Here is a 19248-nt window from a genome sequence, read left to right on the forward strand (position 1 = left end):
GGAAGCGTGGAAGCGTGGAAGCGTGGAAGTGTGGAAGATACGCGCTCTCGCCCCCTCGATCGCGCTGGCCGCGCGGCGCCGCATGGCGATACTGTCAACGATGGATGGGCTCTTTCGGCCCCCTGGCTGTAGACAGAGGTGAGCATGACACTGCGAAACATCCTGCGTGCGTATGGCGACCGAGAGGGGGACGGGATGGTCCAGATGTCGTTCACGCTCCGCGTCCTGCCGGGCGACCGCGCGCGCGAGGCGGCGAAGCGCTTTGCCGAGTCGCACGGCCTGCGCGAGCCGCTGGTCACGGCGATGGAGCAGGCCAGCCGGGAGCACACGTATTTCGTCGTTTACGGGCACTCCCAGCACGGGGTCGACCTCTCGGACATCGAGGTCCAGGAGCTCGCCGCTCAGCCGCTCACGCGGGACGACATCGAGGCGCAGGCCAAGAAGCTCGGCCGGAAGATCGTGGTCGTCGGGGCGTGCACCGGCAGCGACGCGCACACGGTCGGCATCGACGCGATCCTGAACTACAAGGGGTTTGCCGGCGAGAAGGGGCTCGAGAGCTTCAAGTGCTTCGACGCCCACAACCTCGGCGCGCAGGTCGAGAACGCCGAGCTCTGCGAGAAGGCCAAGGCGCTCGGCGCGGACGCGATCCTGGTCTCGCAGGTGATCACCCAGCGGAACTGCCACAAGGAGAACGCGGCGGCGCTCGTCGACCTGGCGACGCGCCAGGGCTTCCGGGACAAGGTGATCCTGCTGCTCGGCGGCCCGCGCATCGATCACAACCTGGCCGTCGAGCTCGGCTTCGACGCTGGCTTCGGCCCGGGCACCAAGCCGATCACTGTGGCGTCGTTCCTGATCGAGCGCCTCGTGGGCCGGGCGTAGGCGGTCAGGCGACGAGCAGGTGGTAGGCGGCCGAGAGCTCGGCGAACCGCGCGGTGCGCTGGGCGCCGTCGCCGGCGTGCGCGGCGCGGTCGGGGTGCAGGGACGCGGCCAGGCGGCGGAATGCGCGGCGGATCTCGGCCTCGGTCGCGCCCTCGCGCAGGCCCAGCACGTCGAGCGCCCGGCGGCGCGGCTCGTCCGCCCGAGCGGCGCGCGGCGGCGCGCCCGCCGGCCCGCTGTGCGCGGCGCGCGCCGACGAGCCGGCGCGCCGCTGCCGATCCCGCGCGCGCGGGCGGCCGTGGAGGAAATCGCTCGGCGGGAGCGGGCCGGTCTGCCGCAGCGACCCGGCGAGGGGCCTCGCCGTGTGGAAGCAGATGGTCGCCTCCTCGATGCTGAAGAGCGCCTCGAGGCGCGCGCGGAGCTGGATCCGGAGCGCGCGGTCGACCGCGGTCGCCGGGATGAGCCCCGCTGCCACGAGCACCTCGCCGGTCCGGCGCCCTCGGTGCGCGGCGACGAGCGCGGCGAGCCGCTGGATCGACGGCTCGGGCGCGGAGCCCTCCTTCGCGAGGATCTCGCCGAGGCGGGGCACCCGGAGCGGCGTCTCGACGGCCGTGACGAGGCCGGAGAAGAGCTGGATCCGGTGCTGGCGGCCCGGCACCGTCGAGCCGCTCGGCGTCCGGAGCTCGCAGAGCTCCAGGAGCCCGGTGGTCTTCTCGCGGTGCAGCGCGCCGAGCAGGTCTCCCAGGGTCGACGTGGAAAGGCGGCTGGGCAGTTGCATCGAAGGCGGCGTTATCACTGCCGCGCTCGATCGGCCAAAGAAGCGGCGCGGGCGCTCGGGCAAGCGGCCGTCGCCCTGGTCGGACGGGCCCGCTCGCGCGCCCCGTCGCTCGGCGCTCGCTCGGCGCTCGCTCGGCCCTCGCTCGATTGCGTTGCGCGCGCCTGCGCGCACGAATGTGTGCCCGGGCCGAGGCCCGCCGTGCGAAGCTCCGCGCGAAAACGGCACGGCGCACCGCGCCGGCGCGCGGATCAGGAGGAATCTGCGATGGGCTTGCTCGACGGAAAGGTCGCGATCATCACGGGAGCCGGCGGCGGGATCGGCCGCGAGGAAGCGCTGCTGTTCGCCCGGGAGGGCGCGAAGGTCGTCGTCAACGACCTCGGCGGGACGCGCGACGGATCGGGCTCGAGCGACGCGATGGCGGCGCAGGTCGCGGAGGAGATCAAGGCCGCGGGCGGGCAGGCCGCGCCGAGCTTCGACAGCGTGGCGACCCCCGAGGGCGCGGCGAAGATCGTGAAGACCGCTGTCGATGCGTTCGGCCGGGTCGACATCCTGGTGAACAACGCGGGAATCGTCCGCGACAAGACGCTCCTCAAGATGGATGAGGGCATGTGGGACGCCGTCATCGCCGTTCACCTGAAGGGGACGTTCCTTTGCACGCAGGCCGCTGCGAAGCAGATGGTCGCGCAGGGCGGGGGAGGGCGGATCGTCAACACAACGAGCGTCTCCGGGATGCTCGGCAACTTCGGGCAGGCCAACTACGCGGCTGCCAAGGCCGGCATCTACGGCATCACCCGCACCGCCGCGATCGAGCTGCAGAAGCAACGGATCACCGTCAACGCGATCGCGCCCATCGCCAAGACCCGGTTGACGGAGGATCTGCCCATGTTCCAATCGGCGGGTGACACGCTGACGCCGGCGCACGTGGCGCCTGCGGCGCTGTTCCTCGCGTCCGACCTGTGCGCCGACAAGACCGGCAACGTCCTCGCCGTCGCCGGTGCGCAGATGTACATTTACAAGGTCGTCCAGAGCCCCGGGAAGTTCAAGGACGAGGGCGGCGTCTGGACGGCGCAGGAGATCGCGGATCACTGGGACGCGATCATCAAGCTCTGATCGTGGCGCCGGCGCGACGGCGCAGGGCGGCTCGCCGAGGGCGGGCGCGGCCGGGGCGCCGGCGCGCCCGCCCTGGGCTGCTTCCCGCGGACCGCGTCGCACGCGCGGCGCGGCGCGGACGATGTGGCTGCGCGCGAGCCGACCGTTGCTGCGCTGATCCCTGGATGCTAGGTTCGAACCGCTTCCGGGGTACGTTTGGCGCATCGGCGCACTGTTCGAGCAGGTCGTTCACGCGGAGTCTGGAGGTGCCACCGGTGACCGTCTTTCGCTGCTGTTACGCCTGCGCCATGTCGCGCGGTGCGGCCTCTGCAGCGCGGAGGCGTTGAGCGCCGTGTCGCGTGACGCCCACATCCCGCTCGCCCTGTGGATCTGCGCGGCGATCGTGGCGCACATGGCGGGCGGCGGCGGCGCCGTCGAGGTGGCGCAGGTCATCGAGGATCGCGCCCAGCTCCGCCAGATGGTCCACGCGGTGAGGGATGGCCTCCGGCCGGGTGACACGACGTTCGAGATCCTGACCGACGGCGCGGCGCTCACGCCGCCCCCCGCCCCGCTCGCGCCGCCCGAGCGACCGTCGGACAGCGAGCCGGACAAGGACGCGACGCCCGATCCGCAGCAGCCGAAGCCCGAGCCGACCAAGGCGGCGACGATCCCGCCGCGGAAGCCGCCAAAGGCTGAGCCACCGCGCCAGGCGAAGGCGCCTCCGCCCGCGCCGCCAAAGCCTGAGCCGCCCAAGGAAGAGGTGGCCAAGATCGTACCGGTCCAGCCGGCGCCGCCGCCGCCGCTGCCGCCGGCGGATCAACGGATCGCCGTCCGCCAGCACGTCCAGAAGGACCAGCAGGACAACCCCGAGGCGAACCGGATCGCGGACGACGCCAACAAGGTCGACGAGGAGACCATGGCGCAGATCCGCTCGAAGGATCAGGACGATCCCGAGCCGACGCCCGGGACGCCGTCGGGGCCGAAGGCGCCGACGGACAGGGGCGGCGACAGCGACCACGATCACAGCGGCCACAGCGAGGAGCGCGCCGGCAACGAGCAGCACGCGCCCGGCGAGGGGAACCCCGAGAGCGAGAGCGCGGAGCACCACAGCCCGGCGTCGCCGGCGCAGGCAGCGCAGGCCTCCCGGGCGGCGTCCCCCCCGAGCGTGCCGGGCGCGAGCGGCGGCGCTCGCGTCGCGCAAGCCTCTCCCGCGCTTCCGCCGCCGGAGAAGGGCGCCGCGGGCGGCTCCGGCCCGGCGTCGCCCGAGGTGATCGACGGCGCGCGCGGCGGCTATACCCTCAATCCGGCGAACCCGGGCGGCGACGGCAAGAGCCGCGTGGCCGGCAAGAAGGCGACGCCGCAGCCCTACCAGAGCCCGGTCCGTGTCGGCTCGATCGGCCTCGGTGCGCCGGGGCTCCCCGGCGGGGCCAACCTCAACCTGGACATGGCCGGCGTGCAGGCGGCCGTCGGCAACGAGAAGCTCAGGGCGGAGCGGGCCTCGGACGGCGCCTCCCGCAGGAGCGCGCACCGGGGCTCGTGGGAGACGACGGACAAGTGGAAGAAATGGCGTGCCGCGATCGAGAACTACGATCCCTCGGTCAAGCCCGGCAACCAGACCTCGCTCAACGCCGCGCGGGTGCCGTTCGCGACGTACATCAACATGATCCACAACCGGCTCCACCCGATCTTCGCGGAGGAGTTCCTGGCGTCGCTCGAGAGCTTGCCCTCCGGGCACGCGTTCAACCAGAACCGGGTCACGCACGTGGAGATCGTCCTGAACAAGGACAGCGGCAGCGTCGTGCGTCTCGGGGTCACGAGGCCGAGCGGGATGACGGCCTTCGACATCGTCGCGCTGAACTCGGTGCACCGCGCGTCGCCGTTCGGCAAGGCGCCGGACGCGATCGTCTCGCCGGACGGCAACGTGTACCTTCACTGGGAGTTCCACCGGGATCCGTACGACGCGTGCTCGACCCGCAACGCCCGCCCGTTCCTGCTGAAGGCGCCCTCCGGCGCCGCCCCGATCGAGCCGGCGCCTGTGCGCAAGGGGCCGCGCCCCGTCCCGGGCGACGAGGGGGCGCCAGCGCCGCCAGGTCCGCTGCTTCCGCTCAGGCGTTAGGTCCCGGCTCTGCACCGGGACCGCGGCGATGTATTCTCCGCGTCATGCCGAAGGATTCCGACGAGGCCGTTCGAGTGACCAACGCGCGCATCGAGGCGGCGCTCGCGGATTCCCCGGCGTTCACCCGAGTCGAGCCGCAGTTCTACGTCGTTCGCCAGGGGACCGCGTACGTCTACCTTCATGTCCTTCCCTGGGCGCCCGATCGCGCGCTCGTGCGGCTCGTCGCGCAGCTCGCCCGCGGCGTCGAGATGACGCCGGACCTCGCGATGAAGCTGCTCCGCCTGAACGCGCGCATCCGCTTCGGCGCCTTCGGTTACGTCGCGCAGGGCTCGTGTGTGGTCATCGTCCACACGCTCCTCGGCGGCGAGACGCTCGACGCCGACGAGATCCTGGTCGCCCTCCGGGATCTGTCCGTGCTCGCGGACGAGTACGACGATCGCATCGTCGAGGAGGCCGGCGGCCAGCGGATGCAGGACCTGATCGACGCCTCGGCGACCGCCGCGGTCTTCACGGATCTCGAAGCCCCCCGCGCCTGGGACAAGGGCTGAGCGACGGGCGCTGTTCTTCATGCTCCTCACCATCGATCTCCCACCCAAAGGCCCTCCTCCCTCCGCCGCGCCGGACACCGCTGCCTCGCCCCGTCGCGAGGAGGGCGGCGAGCCTCCGCCCGCAGAGCGCCGGTCCTCCGCCGCCGGGCGGCCTCCGCTCGCCGGCCTGCCTGTGCTCGCTCTCATCCGGCCGCTCGCCGTCCTCGCCCTGCTCGCGATGATCCTCGGCCGCATGGTCGCGCCGGCGATGGTCGGCCTGGCGGTGGGCATCGAGCGCGCTGTCCACACGATCGAGCTCGCCGGCGCCGGCGCCTCGCAGCTCTTCGCGATCGGCGCCATCGTGGTCGCGATGGCGCTGATCAGCGCGGTCGTGCGGAGCCGCGTCCCGTACGCGCTGCGGATCGGCGCGATCGTCGCGGGCAGCTTCGTCATCCTGGTCGTGCTGCACGCGACCGTGCAGCGCGTGCCCGATCTGTCCGCCGCGCTCATCGGCGTGAGCGCCGCGATCCTCGCGCTCGGCAGCGCGTGGGAGGCGCTCCGCGTCCCGTTCGTGCGGCCGGTCGCGGCCGCGCTCGGGCTCGTCGGCGCCTCCGCGCTCGTGCGGCTCGCCGGCGTCCTCCTGGCCGTCTGGGCGAACGACCGCGGCTCGAAGGCGCTCGCCGGCGCGACGAGCTCTGTCGCGACCGCCGCGTTCGCGCTCGATGCGCTGGCCGTCCTCGCGGCGACGGTGGCGCTCGGCGCGGGCCGCGAGGCGCGGCCGCGTGACGCCGAGCCGCCGCGGCCGCGCCTCGTGAGCCCGCTCTCGCTGGTGGCACTCGCGTCGGCGCTGTTCGCCACGCGGGCGGCGCTCGCGGGCGCCGCCGACGACGCATCCATCGTCGAGGCGCTCTTCCGCCGCGCGCTCGACCGGCTGCTCACCCGCCCCGCTCCGGTCGTGCCGCTCTCGATGCAGCTCTTCGTCGCCGCCCTCTCGGTGGTGGTCGTCGCGCTCGCGATCGTCGCCCCGCCGCGGCTGCCGGCGCTGGGCGGCGCGCTCGCGTTGCTGCTCGTCGCGGGCAGCGCCCCGGAGGTGCCGCTCGGCGCGCTGTCGCTGGTGATCGCCGCCCTCTGCATCGCGCTCGTTGCCCGCGACGAGCGCGGCTTCTGGGCGGCCATGCTCGCGAACGAGCGCGAGCGCACCTCGAGCTCGCTCCCGGGCGCCGGGAAACCGGACATCACCGGCGGCGCGTCAGGTTGACGCGAGCGACGACACTCGTTAAGCACGCCCTCGCTGTGCGGAAGAACAGCGCGTGGCATGCCACCCGCTGCTCGCCAGAAGGACGCGGGGGGAGCCGCCGCCCGGTCCAGACGGTCCCTCCTTAAAGAGGCCAGGTCAGGCTCGGAGGGGCGCGAACCAGGCTCGCGTGGCGCGCCGCGGGCGCGGGAGAGTCCTCATGCATCGTCGCGATCTCGCCTCGCTCTCTGCTCTCGCGCTCACCGCGCTGGCGCTCGCAGGGTGCCCCGAGGAGCCCTCGAGGCCCAGCGGCGGCACGGCCGCGACCGCCACCACGGCGGCGCCCCCGGTGGCCTCGGTCGAGAAGCCCGCCGCGGCCCCGCAGGGGTCTGAAGCGCCGAAGGCCACGGCGCAGGAGGCCGCCCCGGCTGCCCCCGCGGGCAAGGGGATCATCAAGGGGGTCGTCAGGTTCACCGGCAAGCCGGTCGAGATGAAGGTCCCCACCGCGCGCAAGGACGCCCCGGTCTGCCAGGACAAAGATGTCCTGTACAACGCTGTTGTCGTCAACGATGGCAAGCTCAAGGACACCTTCGTCCGCATCGCGGTCGGAGGCGTGCCGGGCAGCTGGAAGGCGCCCGACGCGCACGCGGTGGTCGACCAGCAGGACTGCATGTATGTGCCGCGCATCCAGGGCGTGGTCTCCGAGCAGCAGGTCGACATCAAGAACAGCGACCGGACGCTGCACAACGTGCACACCTACAAGGGCTCTGAGACGCTGTTCAACCAGGCGCAGCCGGGGGGCGCCGCGCCGCTCACGAAGGCGTGGAAGGACGGCATCATCAAGCTCACCTGCGACGTCCACCCGTGGATGCGCGGCTTTGTCGTGGTGACGGATCACCCGTTCTTCGCCGTGAGCGGCGATGACGGCTCGTTCACGATCGAGAAGGTCCCTGCCGGCAAGTACAAGCTCGAGGCGTGGCACCCCCACCATGGCCTGAAGACGACCGACGTCACGGTCGCGGACGACAAGCCCGCCCAGGTCGCGTTCACGTACACCGGCACCGAGCCTGAGCCGGCGGAAAACAAGGACGAGCTCAAGGGCCTTTGGTGAGATCCATGGCAGCGCCTGCAGCAGGCGTCGACCCGCCCCCGACCGCCCGGCTGGCGGCGAGCTGCGCGGTGGAGCGACCTTTCCAGGCTCGCTCGACGCGCAAAGAACGGATGAGCACGCCACGACGGTTGCCGCAAGGCGACTCGTGCCCTAAAGGGAGGCGGGCGACAACTGACGAACTCGACTCCCCGAGCCGTGTTGTGCGCGCTAGTCTCCCGGCCCCGATGCTGTTTTCTCCCGCCTCCCGCGCTCCGGTGATGACGTCGTTTTTCAGTGTAGCTGTCCCGAGACCAGGGATCCTCGGGGATGTCGCGCGAGCGCGCGGCGCGGGCGCCGGGCACAGCAGCGAGGTGCGCGCGTGACCATGAGCGTCGAGCAGGCCGCCGAGCGCGCCCCGGTCCCTTACGTTCGCCAGGCCGAGCCGTCCGAGGGCGGCGGCTGTGCGGTCCCCACGAGCGCGCGCTCGCTGCTCAAGGGAGCGGCCGATCTCGTGAGCCTCACCAAGCCGCGCATCACGAGGATGGTGGTCGCGACGATGCTCGGCGGCATGTGGGTCGCGAGCCGTTATCTCCGCGCCGGACTGGCGGGAGAGGCCGCGATCGAGCGCGCGGCGGTGCCGCCGGCGCAGCTTGCGCTGGCGTTGCTGGGGACGGTGCTCGTCGTGTCCGGCGCCAACGCGCTCAACATGTACATCGAGCGCGACACCGATCTGCTGATGGAGCGGACGCGGAGCCGTCCCTTGCCGGCGCGGCGGCTTTCGCCGGAGCTGGCGCTCTGGTTCGGGATCGCGCTCTCGGCCGCCTCGATTCCGGTGCTGCTCGTCGGGGTGAACGCGACCACGGGCGTGCTCGCCGCGGCGGCGCTGCTCAGCTACGTCCTCGTCTATACCCCGCTCAAGCGCAGGACGACGCTGTCGCTGCCGATCGGCGCGATCCCCGGCGCCATCCCGCCGCTGCTCGGGTGGACGAGCGTCACAGGGCAGATCGACGCGCCCGGCTTCCTGCTCTTCGCTGTCATGTTCCTCTGGCAGATCCCGCATTTCCTCGCGATATCGCTCTTCCGTCAGGACGAGTACCAGCGCGCGGGGCTCAAGGTGCTGCCGCTCGAGAAGGGCGATCTCACGACACGGCGCCACATCGTCGGCTACCTCGCGCTGCTCGTGCTGTCCTCGGTGCTGTTCGTCCCGTTCGGCGTGGCGGGCCCTGTCTACCTCGGCGCCGCGGTCCTCCTCGGCGGCGCGTTCTTCGGGCTCGGCGTCTACGGTCTCCGCGCGGGCACCGGCGCTCGCTGGGCGCGTCAGGTCTTCTTCGCCTCCATGGTTTACCTGGTGCTCCTCTTCGCTGCGCTGATGATCGGCGCCTGAGCGGCGCCTCGTCGCCTTGACTCGCTGGCGACAGGCCCTTAAGCGTCACCGGATGGTCTCAACGGAGCCCACGCGCCACGCGAGCGGCGCTCTGCCGCCTGCGGAGCCGACCGGCCAATCATTTCCGTCCGACCGCGGCGACATGGGGAGGCCCCGGCGCGGCGGGCTCGTGGGCACACCGGTGTTCTGGGCCGCGCTCCTCGCGCTGGTCGGGCTCGTGGTGCTCGTCACCATCGGGATCGCCGGGCGCGCGCTCCACGGTCAGGCCGCGGAGACGCCCGCGATCCGCATCCCTCTGCCCGCCTTCGAGCTCACGGATCAGCGGGGCGCGCGGTTCGGGCTGGAGCAGCTCCGGGGCCGCGTGTGGATCGCGGACTTCATCTTCACGACCTGCCCGACCGTCTGTCCCAAGCTCACGCAGCGCATGAGCGAGATCGAGCGCCGAGGCCGCGATCTCGGTGACGCGCTCCATCTCGTGACATTCACCGTCGATCCGGAGAACGACACCCCGGCGGTGCTCGCGGCCTACACGGCGTCGCAGCGGCTCCCGCTCGAGCGCTGGACGTTCCTGACAGGCCCCCTCGATCAGATAGAATCGACGGTCCTCGACGGCTTCAAGATCGCCATGGGCAAGAAGGAGTCGAGCCCTGGCCTCTTCAGCATCTTCCATGGCGAGCGCCTCGTGCTGGTCGACCAGCAGGGCGTGATCCGCGGCTACTACGAGGCGAACGACGACGGGATCGACGCGGTCCTGCGCGACGCGGGCGCCCTCGTGAAGTCGAGGTGACCCGCTCGGGCCCTCCTCACGCCTCGATGGAGAGCCGCTTGATCATCTTCTGAAGGCCGAACCTGGACAGGCCCAGCAGCTTGGCGGCCTGCGTCTGGTTCCCGCGCGTGCGCTCGAGCGCGTCGCGCACGAGCTCCGTCTCCAGCGCGTCGATCCTCGCTCGGACGTTGAGGCCGAGCTCGCGGGGCGTCGCGGTGCCGCCGTGCGCGATCTCCGGTGAGAGGTGCTCCCGATCGATGGTCCCGTCGCAGAGCACGATCGCCCGCCGGATCTCGTTCTCCAGCTGGCGCACGTTGCCCGGCCACGCGCAGGCCGAGAGCCGCTCCATGGCCCCGCGCGTGACCCGGACCGGGCCGCGGCTGTGCTTCTCGACGAAGTGCTGGACGATGAGCGGCACGTCCGTCGCGCGCTCGCGCAGCGGCGGCACCCGGATCGTGATGATGTTCAGCCTGTAGAGCAGATCCTCCCGGAATGCGCGGGCCCGGACGAGCGCCTCCAGATCCCGGTGGGTCGCGGCGATGACGCGCACGTCGACCTTGCGCGCCCGCTCCGAGCCGATCGGCCTCACGAGGCCGTCCTCGATGACCCGCAGCAGCTTCGTCTGCATCGCGAGGCTCATCTCGCCGATCTCGTCGAGGAACAGCGTGCCCCGATCGGCCACCTCGAAGAGCCCGGCGCGCGGGCGATCCGCGCCCGTGAACGCGCCGCGCACGTGCCCGAAGAGCGCCGACTCGAGGAGCCCTTCGGGGATCGCGCCGCAGTTCTCGCTCACGAACGCGTGCGCGGCGCGCGGGCCGTTGTGGTGGATGGCCCGCGCCACGAGCTCCTTGCCGCTGCCGGACTCGCCGCATACGAGCACCGGCACCTCGGAGGCGGTCACCCGATCGACGAGGCGCAGCATCGCGCGCAGCGGATCGCTCTCGCCGATGATGGCGTCGTACCGGTAGCGCGTGTCGCGGCCGCCGCGCGCCCTGGCGAGCTCGAGCGCCGCGGCGTCGAGCTCCGCCTCGCGCCGCGCGAGCTCCTCGGCGAGGCGCGACGAGGCGCGCTCCGCGCGGCGCGCGGCGCGGCGCAGCTCGACCTGCGCGCGCGCGTCGGAGATCGCCAGCGCCGCGACCGACGCGATGGCACGCGCCCACCGCAGCTCCTGCGCGCCGAACGCGCCGCGGCGCACGCGGTCGTCGAGGTAGACGACGCCGAGCGCCTCGCCGCGCGCCACGAGCGGGACGGCCAGCACGCTCCGCAGCTTCAGCGCGTGCACGCTGTGGTGCACGCTCGGCAGCTCCCCCGCCGCGTCGACCGCGACCACCGGCTCGCGCGCCTCCAGGGCGCGGCGCGCGAGCGTCTCCGACAGCGCGAGCTGCTCCGCGCCGAGGCGCGAGCGCGCCAGGTTGCGCGCGGCCCGCGGGACGAGGCGCCCGTTCGGGGCGCGCAAAAGCAGGAGCCCCCGCTCGACCCCCGTCCAGAGCACGAGCGCGTCGACGACCCGGTCGAGCAGCGGCGCGAGCCGCTCGCGCTCGCCGAGCGCGCCGACGAGGGCCTCCAGATCGCGCGCCTGCTCGGGCCGAAGCCCGCTCTCCGGCATCGCCCGCGCGCGGACCACCCACGGGAGCGACCGAACCGCGCCGGAGAGCGCCGACGCCCCTGGTGAGGCAGCGGAGGCGCCCGCCGAGCCTGCGCCCGCGGTGCGCCCACAGAGCTCGCGCGCGGCGTCGGCGAGCGCCGCGAGCACCCGGTGCGCGACGTCCGTCTGCCCGGCCCTGACGGCCAGCGCGTGCGCCGCGGCCAGCGCCGGGCCGCGCGCCGCGATCGGGGCGCGGGCGCCCGCGAGCGCGGCGATCGCTGGGAGGACGCGGTCGCTGCGGCCGCGCCACGCCGACGCGCCCGCCGGGCCGCGCGGCGCGTCGTCCGCGGCGAGCGCGGCGCTGACGTCGTCCGCGGCGAGCGCGATCGTGGCGCCGACGTCGTCCGCGGCGAGCGCGATCGCGGCGCGCGCACCCCACCAGTCGAGCCGCGAGGCCGCCCCGGGCTCCGGGCCGTTCGCGAGCTCGTCGAGCTCCTCGACGCGGGCTCCATCGAGCTCGCCCGCGCCGTGGCGGAGGAGCCGCGCGGCCGCCCGGAGCGTGTCGTCCGCGGAGCCTCCGGCGACGAGCGCCGCCGCGCGCGCCGCCGCCGCGCGCGGGTCGACGTGCGATCCGACGTCCGCGCTTACGACGCCGTCGCCCCGCGCGGCGACCACGTCGGCGATGGCCCAGAGCGCGTAGGCCTCCGCCTTCGCGTCGCCCGCGTCGCGGGCCCGTGCGATGGCGTCCTCGGCGGTCCGGCAGGTCTCGTGCACCAGGCCCGCGGTGGCGTAGGCGGCGGCGCAGGCGAGCAGCGCCCGGGCGCCCTGCGCCGGCCGGCCGAGGTGCTCCCAGAGCAGCGCCGCGCGGGTCGAGGTCGCGATCGCGCCGTCGAGATCGCCGAGATCCACCGCCGCCGCGGCCTCGCCGGTCCGGTAGGTCGCCTCCTCGACCACCGCGCCGGCGCGGACGGCGTAGTCGACGGCGGCGCTGAACGACGCGTGCGCGCGCTCCGGATCGCTCGCGTGCCACGCGTAGCCGCGCACGGCGGCCATCCGCGCCAGCTCCTCCACGGAGCTCGCGAGCGCCTCGCCGCGCGCCACCTCCGACAGCGCCCGCGCGGTGTCGCCGCGCAGCACGGCGAGCAACGCGCGCACCTCGCAGAGCGGCGCCGTGACCGCCTCCCCGGCAAGCGCGTCGGCCGCCTCCAGCGCCCCCGCGTCGATCGCGACGCGCGCGAGCACCGCGCGCGCGCGCCCCTCCGGGTCCGCGCCGGCGTCGATCGCGGCGCGCGCGCGCTCCTCCGCGAGGGCGCGATCGCCGGCGCGCCGCAGCACCTCGGCCGCGAGCGCCGCGGCCTCCGTTGCGCCTCGCACGCACGAGCGCAGCATCAGGCTCCGCGCGCGCCCGGCGTCGCCGTGCAGCCGGAGCGCGTTGGCCGCCGCGACGACCAGGCTGGCCGGCGCGTCGTCGCGCTGCTCGATCGCCTCGAGCGCGAGCGGATCTGGCGGCACACGCGCGATCGCGAGCGCCAGCGCCGCCGCCTCCGCCGCGCCGATGGCGTGCGCTTCGGCGGCGCCCTCGGCCGCTCCGCGGTCCTTCGGCGCCGCGCTCGCCCGCCGCCGCGCGCCGCTCCCCGGGGTTCCCAGCACGGCCGCCTCGACGTCCGCGAACGTCCAGGCGCGCGGCGGGACCTGCCGCGCGAGCGCGACGAGCGCGTCCGCGAGCGCCCTCTCCGGCGCAGACGCGAGCGGCCCCATCGGCCACGCCGCCGCGCTCGTCCCCGCGAGCGCGGTGAGCCACCGCGCGACGCGGTCCGGCCCGAGCCGCCCCAGCCACGCCGCGTCGCTCTGCGGCGGGCCCACGCGCGCCGCGCCGTCGCCCGCGCGGAGCGACGCGCCGGAGAGCGCGCGCACCCGCTCGACCACCGCGAACGCGTCCACGAGCCAGGGGGCGACATCGTCGCGCACCCCGAGCGCCGCCTCGAGCTCGTGTCGCCGCAGGCGCAGGTAGGCGGCGCGCACGCGGCGCGCGTCGCGGTCCTCTCGATCGCGCTCTGCGCCGGGCGCCCCCGCATCGCGGCCGGCGCGCCCCGCGGGGGGCGAGGCGAACGAGGGCCGCGCGCGCTGCGCGCCGGCGATCGCGGCGCGGGCCGACTCGGTGACCCACGCGGACGACGGGCGCGCCGCGGGTGAGGGGGAGAGGAGCGCCCGGCAGATCGCGTCGATCGGCGGCCCGGCCGCGCTCTCCGCGGCCGCCGCGGCCCGCGCCGCTCCGATGGGATCGTCCGCGTCCGCCACGCCGGGGAAGGCGATCTCGGCGAGCAGCGTCCCCAGCGCGAGCAGATCCCTCGCCCGCGCGTCTCCGAGCTCCGCGTCCCCGCGCGCGATGTACCGCAGCGTCGCCCCGTCCACGGACGTCTCGTGGATCGAGCAGGCGAGCCCCAGGTCGATCACCGCGATCCGCCCCTCCGGCGTCAGGATCAGGTTCTCCGGCTTGAGATCTCCGTGCGCCAGGCCGATGCCATGCAGGTCGGCGAGCGCCTCGCCCGCGTCGCGCGCGGCGGCGAGCGCGAGCGCCGCGCGCTCGCCAGGGGGCAGCCCGCGCAGGGCGTCGGCGACGGCTCGCCCTTCGATCCAGCGCATCGCAACGAACGCGCGCCCCTCCTCGCCGGGGGCGCCCTCGACGCGCGCGACGCGCGCGACGCCAGACGGCGCCGCGAGCCAGCCGACGTCGACGAGCTCCGGCAGCCGCGGCGAGAGCGCCAGCGCCGCGTGCAGCGCCTCGCGGCCGAGCACCCGCCGCACGGAGGCGCGCTGCGCCGCGGACGCTCCGCGCTCGCGCGGCTCGATCTTGAGCGCCACCACGCCGCCGCGCTCCTGATCGACGGCCCTCCAGACCTCGGCCGACCCGCCGGACCCCGCGACGTCCAGCAGCCGGAAGCGCTCTGCCAACCGAGGTGTCACGGTCGACGGCTCGCTCATCCCCGGAATGCTCCCGGGCGAGGAGCCACCTGTCAACCCGGTTACGGATCCGGCGGAGCGCCCCCCGCCGCGCCTGCCCCGCCTCCGCCGCCGCCGCCGCCTGACCCCTCGCCGCAGATCGGCGCGCCGCCATCTGGCAGATCGATATCGACGGCCCCCGCGTCGCTGCACGTGTCTTCCGGGCCCATGCCGTAGTGGTCCGCCACGAAGCGCGCGAGCGACGTTTTGTCGAGGCACGTCGCGGTGTACGTCGCGCCCCAGGCCGCGGCCGCGACCGGGGTGTCCAGCGCGCTGTCGGGCGTCATCACGAGCCGCGCCTCCGGCCCTCCCGGCACCAGGAGGCACTTCGGATCGGAGGCGGCCTCGGCCCGCACCTCGTCCAGCACCGCCTTCACCTCTGCGCAGCCGGACGGAGCGCACCGGTACGCGAGGACGATCGCGCCGTGCTCGAGGTTGTGGACGTACATCTCGCGCGGGACCTCGGACTCGAAGCGCTTGTACTCGGCCCACAGGCCCCAGTGATCTCCGCCGCTCGGCGGGTTGGTCGCGTACTGGACAGGCGCGCACGTGGCCACGTGTTGCGCCGACGTGACGGGGATCCCCGTCTTGACGACGACCTTGCACTCGGTCTCGCCCGGGAGCGGCGGAGCATCCGGAAAGCTCGTGACGGTCTCGGGTTGTTGCGGCGCGGGCGCGGCGTCGCCCTCGTCGATCGGGGGCGAGCTCGTGCCACACCCGCTCAGCGGAACGGCGAGCCCGGCGACCATCGTGGCAGCGACACACATCTGCGCGAAACCGCAGTGTTTCATGGCCGAAGCCTACCATGTCCGACGCGCGACGCGCGTTGCCCTGGCACGTCGGCTCTGGTGTACTTGGGTCCCCTAGCGTGGCGAAGCAAGAGAACGATCATCGGCAGACGCTCGTCACCTGCACCGCGATCGCCCCGCCGGTGCTGCCGGTGGCGCCGGGCACCGCGTGCCTGGTGGTGATCTACGGCACCGAGCTCGGACGCCGCATCGCGCTAGGGACCGGGGCGATCGAGTGTGGGCGCGCGATACAGACCGATATCCCGCTCGACGACGACGCGGTGAGCCGGCGTCATGCGCGCATCTCCTGGACGGGGATGAGCTACGTTGTCCGCGATCTCGGCTCGACCAATGGCACCTACGTGAACGACGTCTCCGTCGATGAGCGCGCCCTCAAGGACGGTGACCAGGTGAAGATCGGCCGGACGATCTTCAAGTTCATCCAGGGTGGGAACGTCGAGCTCTCGTATCACGAGGAGATCTACCGGCTGATGACCTTCGACGGTCTGACGCAGGTCCACAACAAGCGCTCCTTCGAGGTCGCGCTGGAGCGCGAGGTATCGCGGGCTTGTCGCTACCATCGCCACCTCGCGCTCATCATGTTCGACATCGATCACTTCAAGAACATCAACGACACCCGCGGGCACCTCACGGGCGACGCCGTGCTCCGCCAGATGGCCGCGCTCGCCGCTGCGAACGTCCGCCGCGACGACATCCTCGCGCGCGTCGGCGGGGAGGAGTTCGCCCTGCTCGTGCCGGAGATCGCCCTCGACAGCGCCCGTCTGGTCGCCGAGAAGCTGCGCGCGCTCGTGGAGCGCACGCCGTTCCGCTTCGAGGACGGCGAGGTCGCCGTCACCGCGAGCTTCGGGGTCGCCGGCGTCACGCCGGACGCGCCAGTCTCGCCGATGGAGCTCTACCGCCGCGCCGACGAGCGGCTCTATCGTGCGAAGAAGGCCGGGCGGAATCGCGTGATGTGACGGCGCGCAGGCGCCGTCAGGGCGAGGCAACCGGGGCGGAGCAGTCTCGCGGCGCGGCGCCGTTGAGGATCCACGCGGACAGGATATCGATGCCGTCCACGTACGGCGTGACGTCCGGATCGTCCGGCGTCTCGGGGTTCTGGGGGTGAAACCAGAACACGGGGTTTGAAGGCGGGGGAGGCATCGGCATCCCCACCACGAACGCCGCCTGCAGCCGCTCGGTCTCCTGGCGGAGCTTCTCCGCCGCATCGGCGGACAAGGAGGGGTCGGACGCGCTCTGCCCGATGAGGATCTTGTAGAGCAGGTAGCTGTTCCCCGGGTTTCCCGGATCGATGAGCGGCATGGCCCTGCCGAAGCGCTCCGGGGATGCCTCCCCCATGTGCGCCTTCTCGCCCATCTGGGTCTGGTGCGCGGTGCGCCCGATGGCGGTGTCGAGGAGCGCATCGATCCGGTTGAACATCGGCCCCCCCAGGTTCAGGTTCAGCCCTGCGGCGGCGCTTCCGTCGAAGTGGCACCCCACGCAGGTGGAGAGGAAGTACGCGGCCCCCTTCACGCAGACGCTGCACACCGGATCGTCCGCGCACATCTCCGCGACGCACTCGAGGTCTCGCTGGCAGTAGAAGTCGCCGCTCGGCGGGCGCTCCGGCATCGCCTGAGGCGGGTTCGTCGCCGCGACGGAGAACTCGATGCGCGTGTTGCCGCCGAGGGACGCGCCGTCGAACGCGCGGATGCCGGACAGCGCAGCCTCGTCCGCCGGCTTGAAGACCGTCAGCGCATACCGGGTCCCGGGAACCAGGCCCGGCATGCCCTCGATCTGGCGGAAGATGACCTCGCGCTGGACAGGGTTGTACGTGGGCGCCAGGGCGATCGGATTGACGCAGTCCGCGTAGGTCTGGACCGTGGCCAGATCGCCCGAGACACACACGGATTCGGCACCGACCGTGGCGCTCACCGAGCTCGGCAGCAGGTAACGATCGAACTTCAGCACGAAGCTCGCGGTCGACAGGACCTCGGTCGTGCCGGCGGGATCGAGCGCGGTGCGGACGGGCTGGTAGTTCTGGTCGAGGCTGGTCGTGGCGCGCGCCTCGATCAGCTGGACAGGAGGGGCGTCGATCGGCTGGAGCGTGGCCTCCCCCACGTCGCAGCCGGCCGTCGCGAGGGCCGCCTGCAGGCAGAGGGGGAGGGGGGCGAGGCGCGTCGCGCGAGCTAGCGTGCTCAGCTCTCGGAGTAGAGCGAGAGCTGCTCGCGGACGACCTTCTCGTTTACCCCGGACTGAATGTGCTCCTTGAGACAGTCGGCCAGCGTGATCAGCATGTCGTCTACCCCTTTCTCCTCGATGAGCTTCGACAAAAGTTGGCGTGCATCCCGTCCGTCGTCCTCGCGGAGGAAGCCCCGCACTGTCTCCAGCGTGATTTCCCCCTGGAAATCGAGATAGAGGTTGTCGATCAGGTACTTGATCAGCTCCTTCACGCCCGTTCTCCTTGGCGTTCGCGGCGATCGTTAGGGAAGCCGCGCGCACTTCGCTATACCCGTCGCCGGAAGGCCAGGGCAAGGAATATACTGACGGATTTTGACTTTTCATTGGCACCGCTGCACGAACCTGTCGCTCGACTGATGGCACACCAGGCACGGACGCGGGTTCCGGGAGAACGCCGTCTTGCACTTGCTCTCGAACCCGAGCGGGTGCGGGTTCAGCCCTTGCCCGCCTGACGCCCCGCGCGTCGCGTGGCAGGTCGCGCAGTCCCGCTCGGTGTGGCAGGAAACGCACGCATTCAGGTTTCGCTCGGCTTCCCAGGCGTGGTGCTTCGCGCTGCGCGGCGCTGTGGTCCACTCCGCCGGCGGGGGATGGAAGCGGCGCCCCGCAGGCCGCGCTGCGCTCGGCGCGTCGCGCGCCACGCCCGTCCGCCGGTGACAGTCCGCACAGAACGTCTGCTCCTGATGGCAGCTCACGCAGCGAGGATTGTCCTGCCGGGCCGCTTGCGGGTGCATCGAGAGGAAGTCGTTCGGGTGGACGTTGCGCGGACGGATCTTCCCGTCGTGGCAGTCGGTGCAGTAGTTCGCGCTGTGGCATGACCCGCAGAAGGCGCTGTCGTTCGCGGCGACCTGCTTGTGCCGCTCGAGCCAGTCGGGCGTGTGCCCCGCGCTGTGCAGCCACGCAGGCGGCAGCAGATCGCCCGTGGCGAACGCGGTCACGAGCCGCCCGTCGGGGCGCGTCAGGTGGCAGACGTCGCAGTCGCTCTTCGCCTCACCCTGGGCCGCGCCGCTCATGTTGTGGCACGTGAAGCAGCCGGCCATGCGCGGCAGCTGATCTCGGGTAGCGAGCTCGATCCGGTCGACGCGGCCGTGGCACTGGCTGCACTTGATGTTCCGGCTCACGTGCTTCGCATGAGGGAAGCGGAGGTTCGCGTGCGGCAGCACGAGCGGCGCCACCTTTCCGTCGCTGCCAGCGTTCTCCCCGATATGGCAGTACACACACTGTCCGTTCTCGTTCGTCCCCGCCTTCACCTGGGTGAGGTCGGAGTGATCGACATCATGACAGTTGTCGCACGTCTCGCTCGGCTTCGGCAGCAGCCGGTCCGTCACCGCGCCGCTCGTGTAGGCCGCGCCGTGGCACGATTTGCACGTCTGCTTGAGCCCCTTGACGTGCTTCTTGTGGTTGAACCGGATCGTCAGCGTCTGCGGGGGGTAGATCTCGTCGCTCGGGACCGGGGTCGCGCTCGTCCCAGGCGGCATCCACGCCAGCGGCACCTCCGCGTCGGCGGGCATCGGGTGGAGGCCCGACGTGTACCCGCCGCGCGGCGCCTTGGCGGGCGCCTCTCCCTCGGCGTCACCTTCCTCCGCGTCATCATCTGCCGCCTCGGCGCCGTCGTCTCCCGCTGCCGCCGGCGGCTTCGGCTGGGCAGCCGCCTCGGGGCCCACGATCGCGAGCGCCAGCGCGCCCAGGCATGCGACGATCGCGACCCACCCAGGGACGAACCTCGCCTCGTCTCGCCGAGCGCGGCGGCGTCCGTCCTGTCTTGCGTCCATGCGATCCTCGC

General features: G+C 72.9%; 15 protein-coding genes. 9 read left to right on the forward strand and 6 right to left on the reverse strand.

Annotated elements, in window-relative coordinates; translation table 11 throughout:
• Window positions 1–144 precede the first annotated feature (144 nt).
• Window positions 145–879 carry an OAM dimerization domain-containing protein gene (locus WMF12_RS15200; protein WP_437746375.1) on the forward strand — a complete coding sequence of 245 codons (735 nt, stop codon included), beginning with the start codon at window positions 145–147 and terminating at the stop codon, window positions 877–879.
• A gap of 4 nt (window positions 880–883) precedes the next feature.
• Here the strand turns inward: WMF12_RS15200 and WMF12_RS15205 are convergent, their stop codons facing one another.
• Window positions 884–1654: a J domain-containing protein gene (locus WMF12_RS15205; RefSeq protein ID WP_437872270.1), complete on the reverse strand. Its 771-nt coding sequence runs from the start codon at window positions 1652–1654 to the stop codon at window positions 884–886.
• Window positions 1655–1918: 264 nt separating this feature from the next.
• Between WMF12_RS15205 and WMF12_RS15210 the strand changes: the two genes are divergently transcribed.
• The 7 genes from WMF12_RS15210 to WMF12_RS15240 all read left to right on the forward strand — a co-directional run bounded on the left by WMF12_RS15210 (window position 1919) and on the right by WMF12_RS15240 (window position 9881).
• Window positions 1919–2764 (forward strand): SDR family NAD(P)-dependent oxidoreductase, encoded by an 846-nt coding sequence (locus WMF12_RS15210; RefSeq protein ID WP_437746377.1) that lies wholly within the window; start codon window positions 1919–1921, stop codon window positions 2762–2764.
• Window positions 2765–3095: 331 nt separating this feature from the next.
• Window positions 3096–4859 carry a hypothetical protein gene (locus WMF12_RS15215; RefSeq protein ID WP_437872271.1) on the forward strand — a complete coding sequence of 588 codons (1764 nt, stop codon included), beginning with the start codon at window positions 3096–3098 and terminating at the stop codon, window positions 4857–4859.
• 44 nt (window positions 4860–4903) lie between these two features.
• Window positions 4904–5407, forward strand: coding sequence for a T3SS (YopN, CesT) and YbjN peptide-binding chaperone 1 (locus WMF12_RS15220; protein WP_012235526.1), 504 nt, complete (start codon window positions 4904–4906; stop codon window positions 5405–5407).
• A gap of 19 nt (window positions 5408–5426) precedes the next feature.
• A complete protein-coding gene (locus WMF12_RS15225; protein ID WP_437746379.1) occupies window positions 5427–6644 on the forward strand; it encodes a hypothetical protein in 1218 nt (405 codons plus the stop codon).
• 196 nt (window positions 6645–6840) lie between these two features.
• Window positions 6841–7731: a carboxypeptidase regulatory-like domain-containing protein gene (locus tag WMF12_RS15230; protein ID WP_437872272.1), complete on the forward strand. Its 891-nt coding sequence runs from the start codon at window positions 6841–6843 to the stop codon at window positions 7729–7731.
• A 364-nt stretch (window positions 7732–8095) separates the two neighbouring features.
• Entirely contained in the window at window positions 8096–9094 is a 999-nt protein-coding gene (cyoE, locus tag WMF12_RS15235) for a heme o synthase (RefSeq protein WP_437873855.1), read from the forward strand.
• A 52-nt stretch (window positions 9095–9146) separates the two neighbouring features.
• A complete protein-coding gene (locus WMF12_RS15240) occupies window positions 9147–9881 on the forward strand; it encodes an SCO family protein (protein ID WP_437872273.1) in 735 nt (244 codons plus the stop codon).
• Window positions 9882–9897: 16 nt separating this feature from the next.
• On the opposite strand, the gene WMF12_RS15245 is transcribed toward WMF12_RS15240, so the two are convergent.
• Together WMF12_RS15245 and WMF12_RS15250 are read right to left on the reverse strand one after the other, a co-directional pair.
• Window positions 9898–14427, reverse strand: coding sequence for a sigma 54-interacting transcriptional regulator (locus tag WMF12_RS15245; RefSeq protein WP_437872274.1), 4530 nt, complete (start codon window positions 14425–14427; stop codon window positions 9898–9900).
• A gap of 41 nt (window positions 14428–14468) precedes the next feature.
• Window positions 14469–15236, reverse strand: coding sequence for a DUF3105 domain-containing protein (locus tag WMF12_RS15250; RefSeq protein WP_437872275.1), 768 nt, complete (start codon window positions 15234–15236; stop codon window positions 14469–14471).
• A 77-nt stretch (window positions 15237–15313) separates the two neighbouring features.
• Here WMF12_RS15250 and WMF12_RS15255 point away from each other — a divergent pair, with 77 nt between their 5' ends.
• On the forward strand, window positions 15314–16210 hold the full coding sequence (locus WMF12_RS15255; protein ID WP_437872276.1) for a diguanylate cyclase: 897 nt from the start codon (window positions 15314–15316) through the stop codon (window positions 16208–16210).
• Between the two features lie 16 nt (window positions 16211–16226).
• Here WMF12_RS15255 and WMF12_RS15260 read toward each other — a convergent pair whose 3' ends face one another.
• From WMF12_RS15260 to WMF12_RS15270, 3 genes are all read right to left on the reverse strand, one after another.
• On the reverse strand, window positions 16227–17348 hold the full coding sequence (locus tag WMF12_RS15260) for a hypothetical protein (RefSeq protein WP_437872277.1): 1122 nt from the start codon (window positions 17346–17348) through the stop codon (window positions 16227–16229).
• Window positions 17349–17425: 77 nt separating this feature from the next.
• A complete protein-coding gene (locus WMF12_RS15265) occupies window positions 17426–17680 on the reverse strand; it encodes a hypothetical protein (protein WP_437746386.1) in 255 nt (84 codons plus the stop codon).
• Window positions 17681–17788: 108 nt separating this feature from the next.
• Entirely contained in the window at window positions 17789–19237 is a 1449-nt protein-coding gene (locus tag WMF12_RS15270) for a cytochrome c3 family protein (protein ID WP_437872278.1), read from the reverse strand.
• Window positions 19238–19248: the final 11 nt, after the last annotated feature.

The organism is Sorangium sp. So ce363 (assembly GCF_051520435.1).
Lineage (GTDB): Bacteria > Myxococcota_A > Polyangia > Polyangiales > Polyangiaceae > Sorangium > Sorangium cellulosum_B.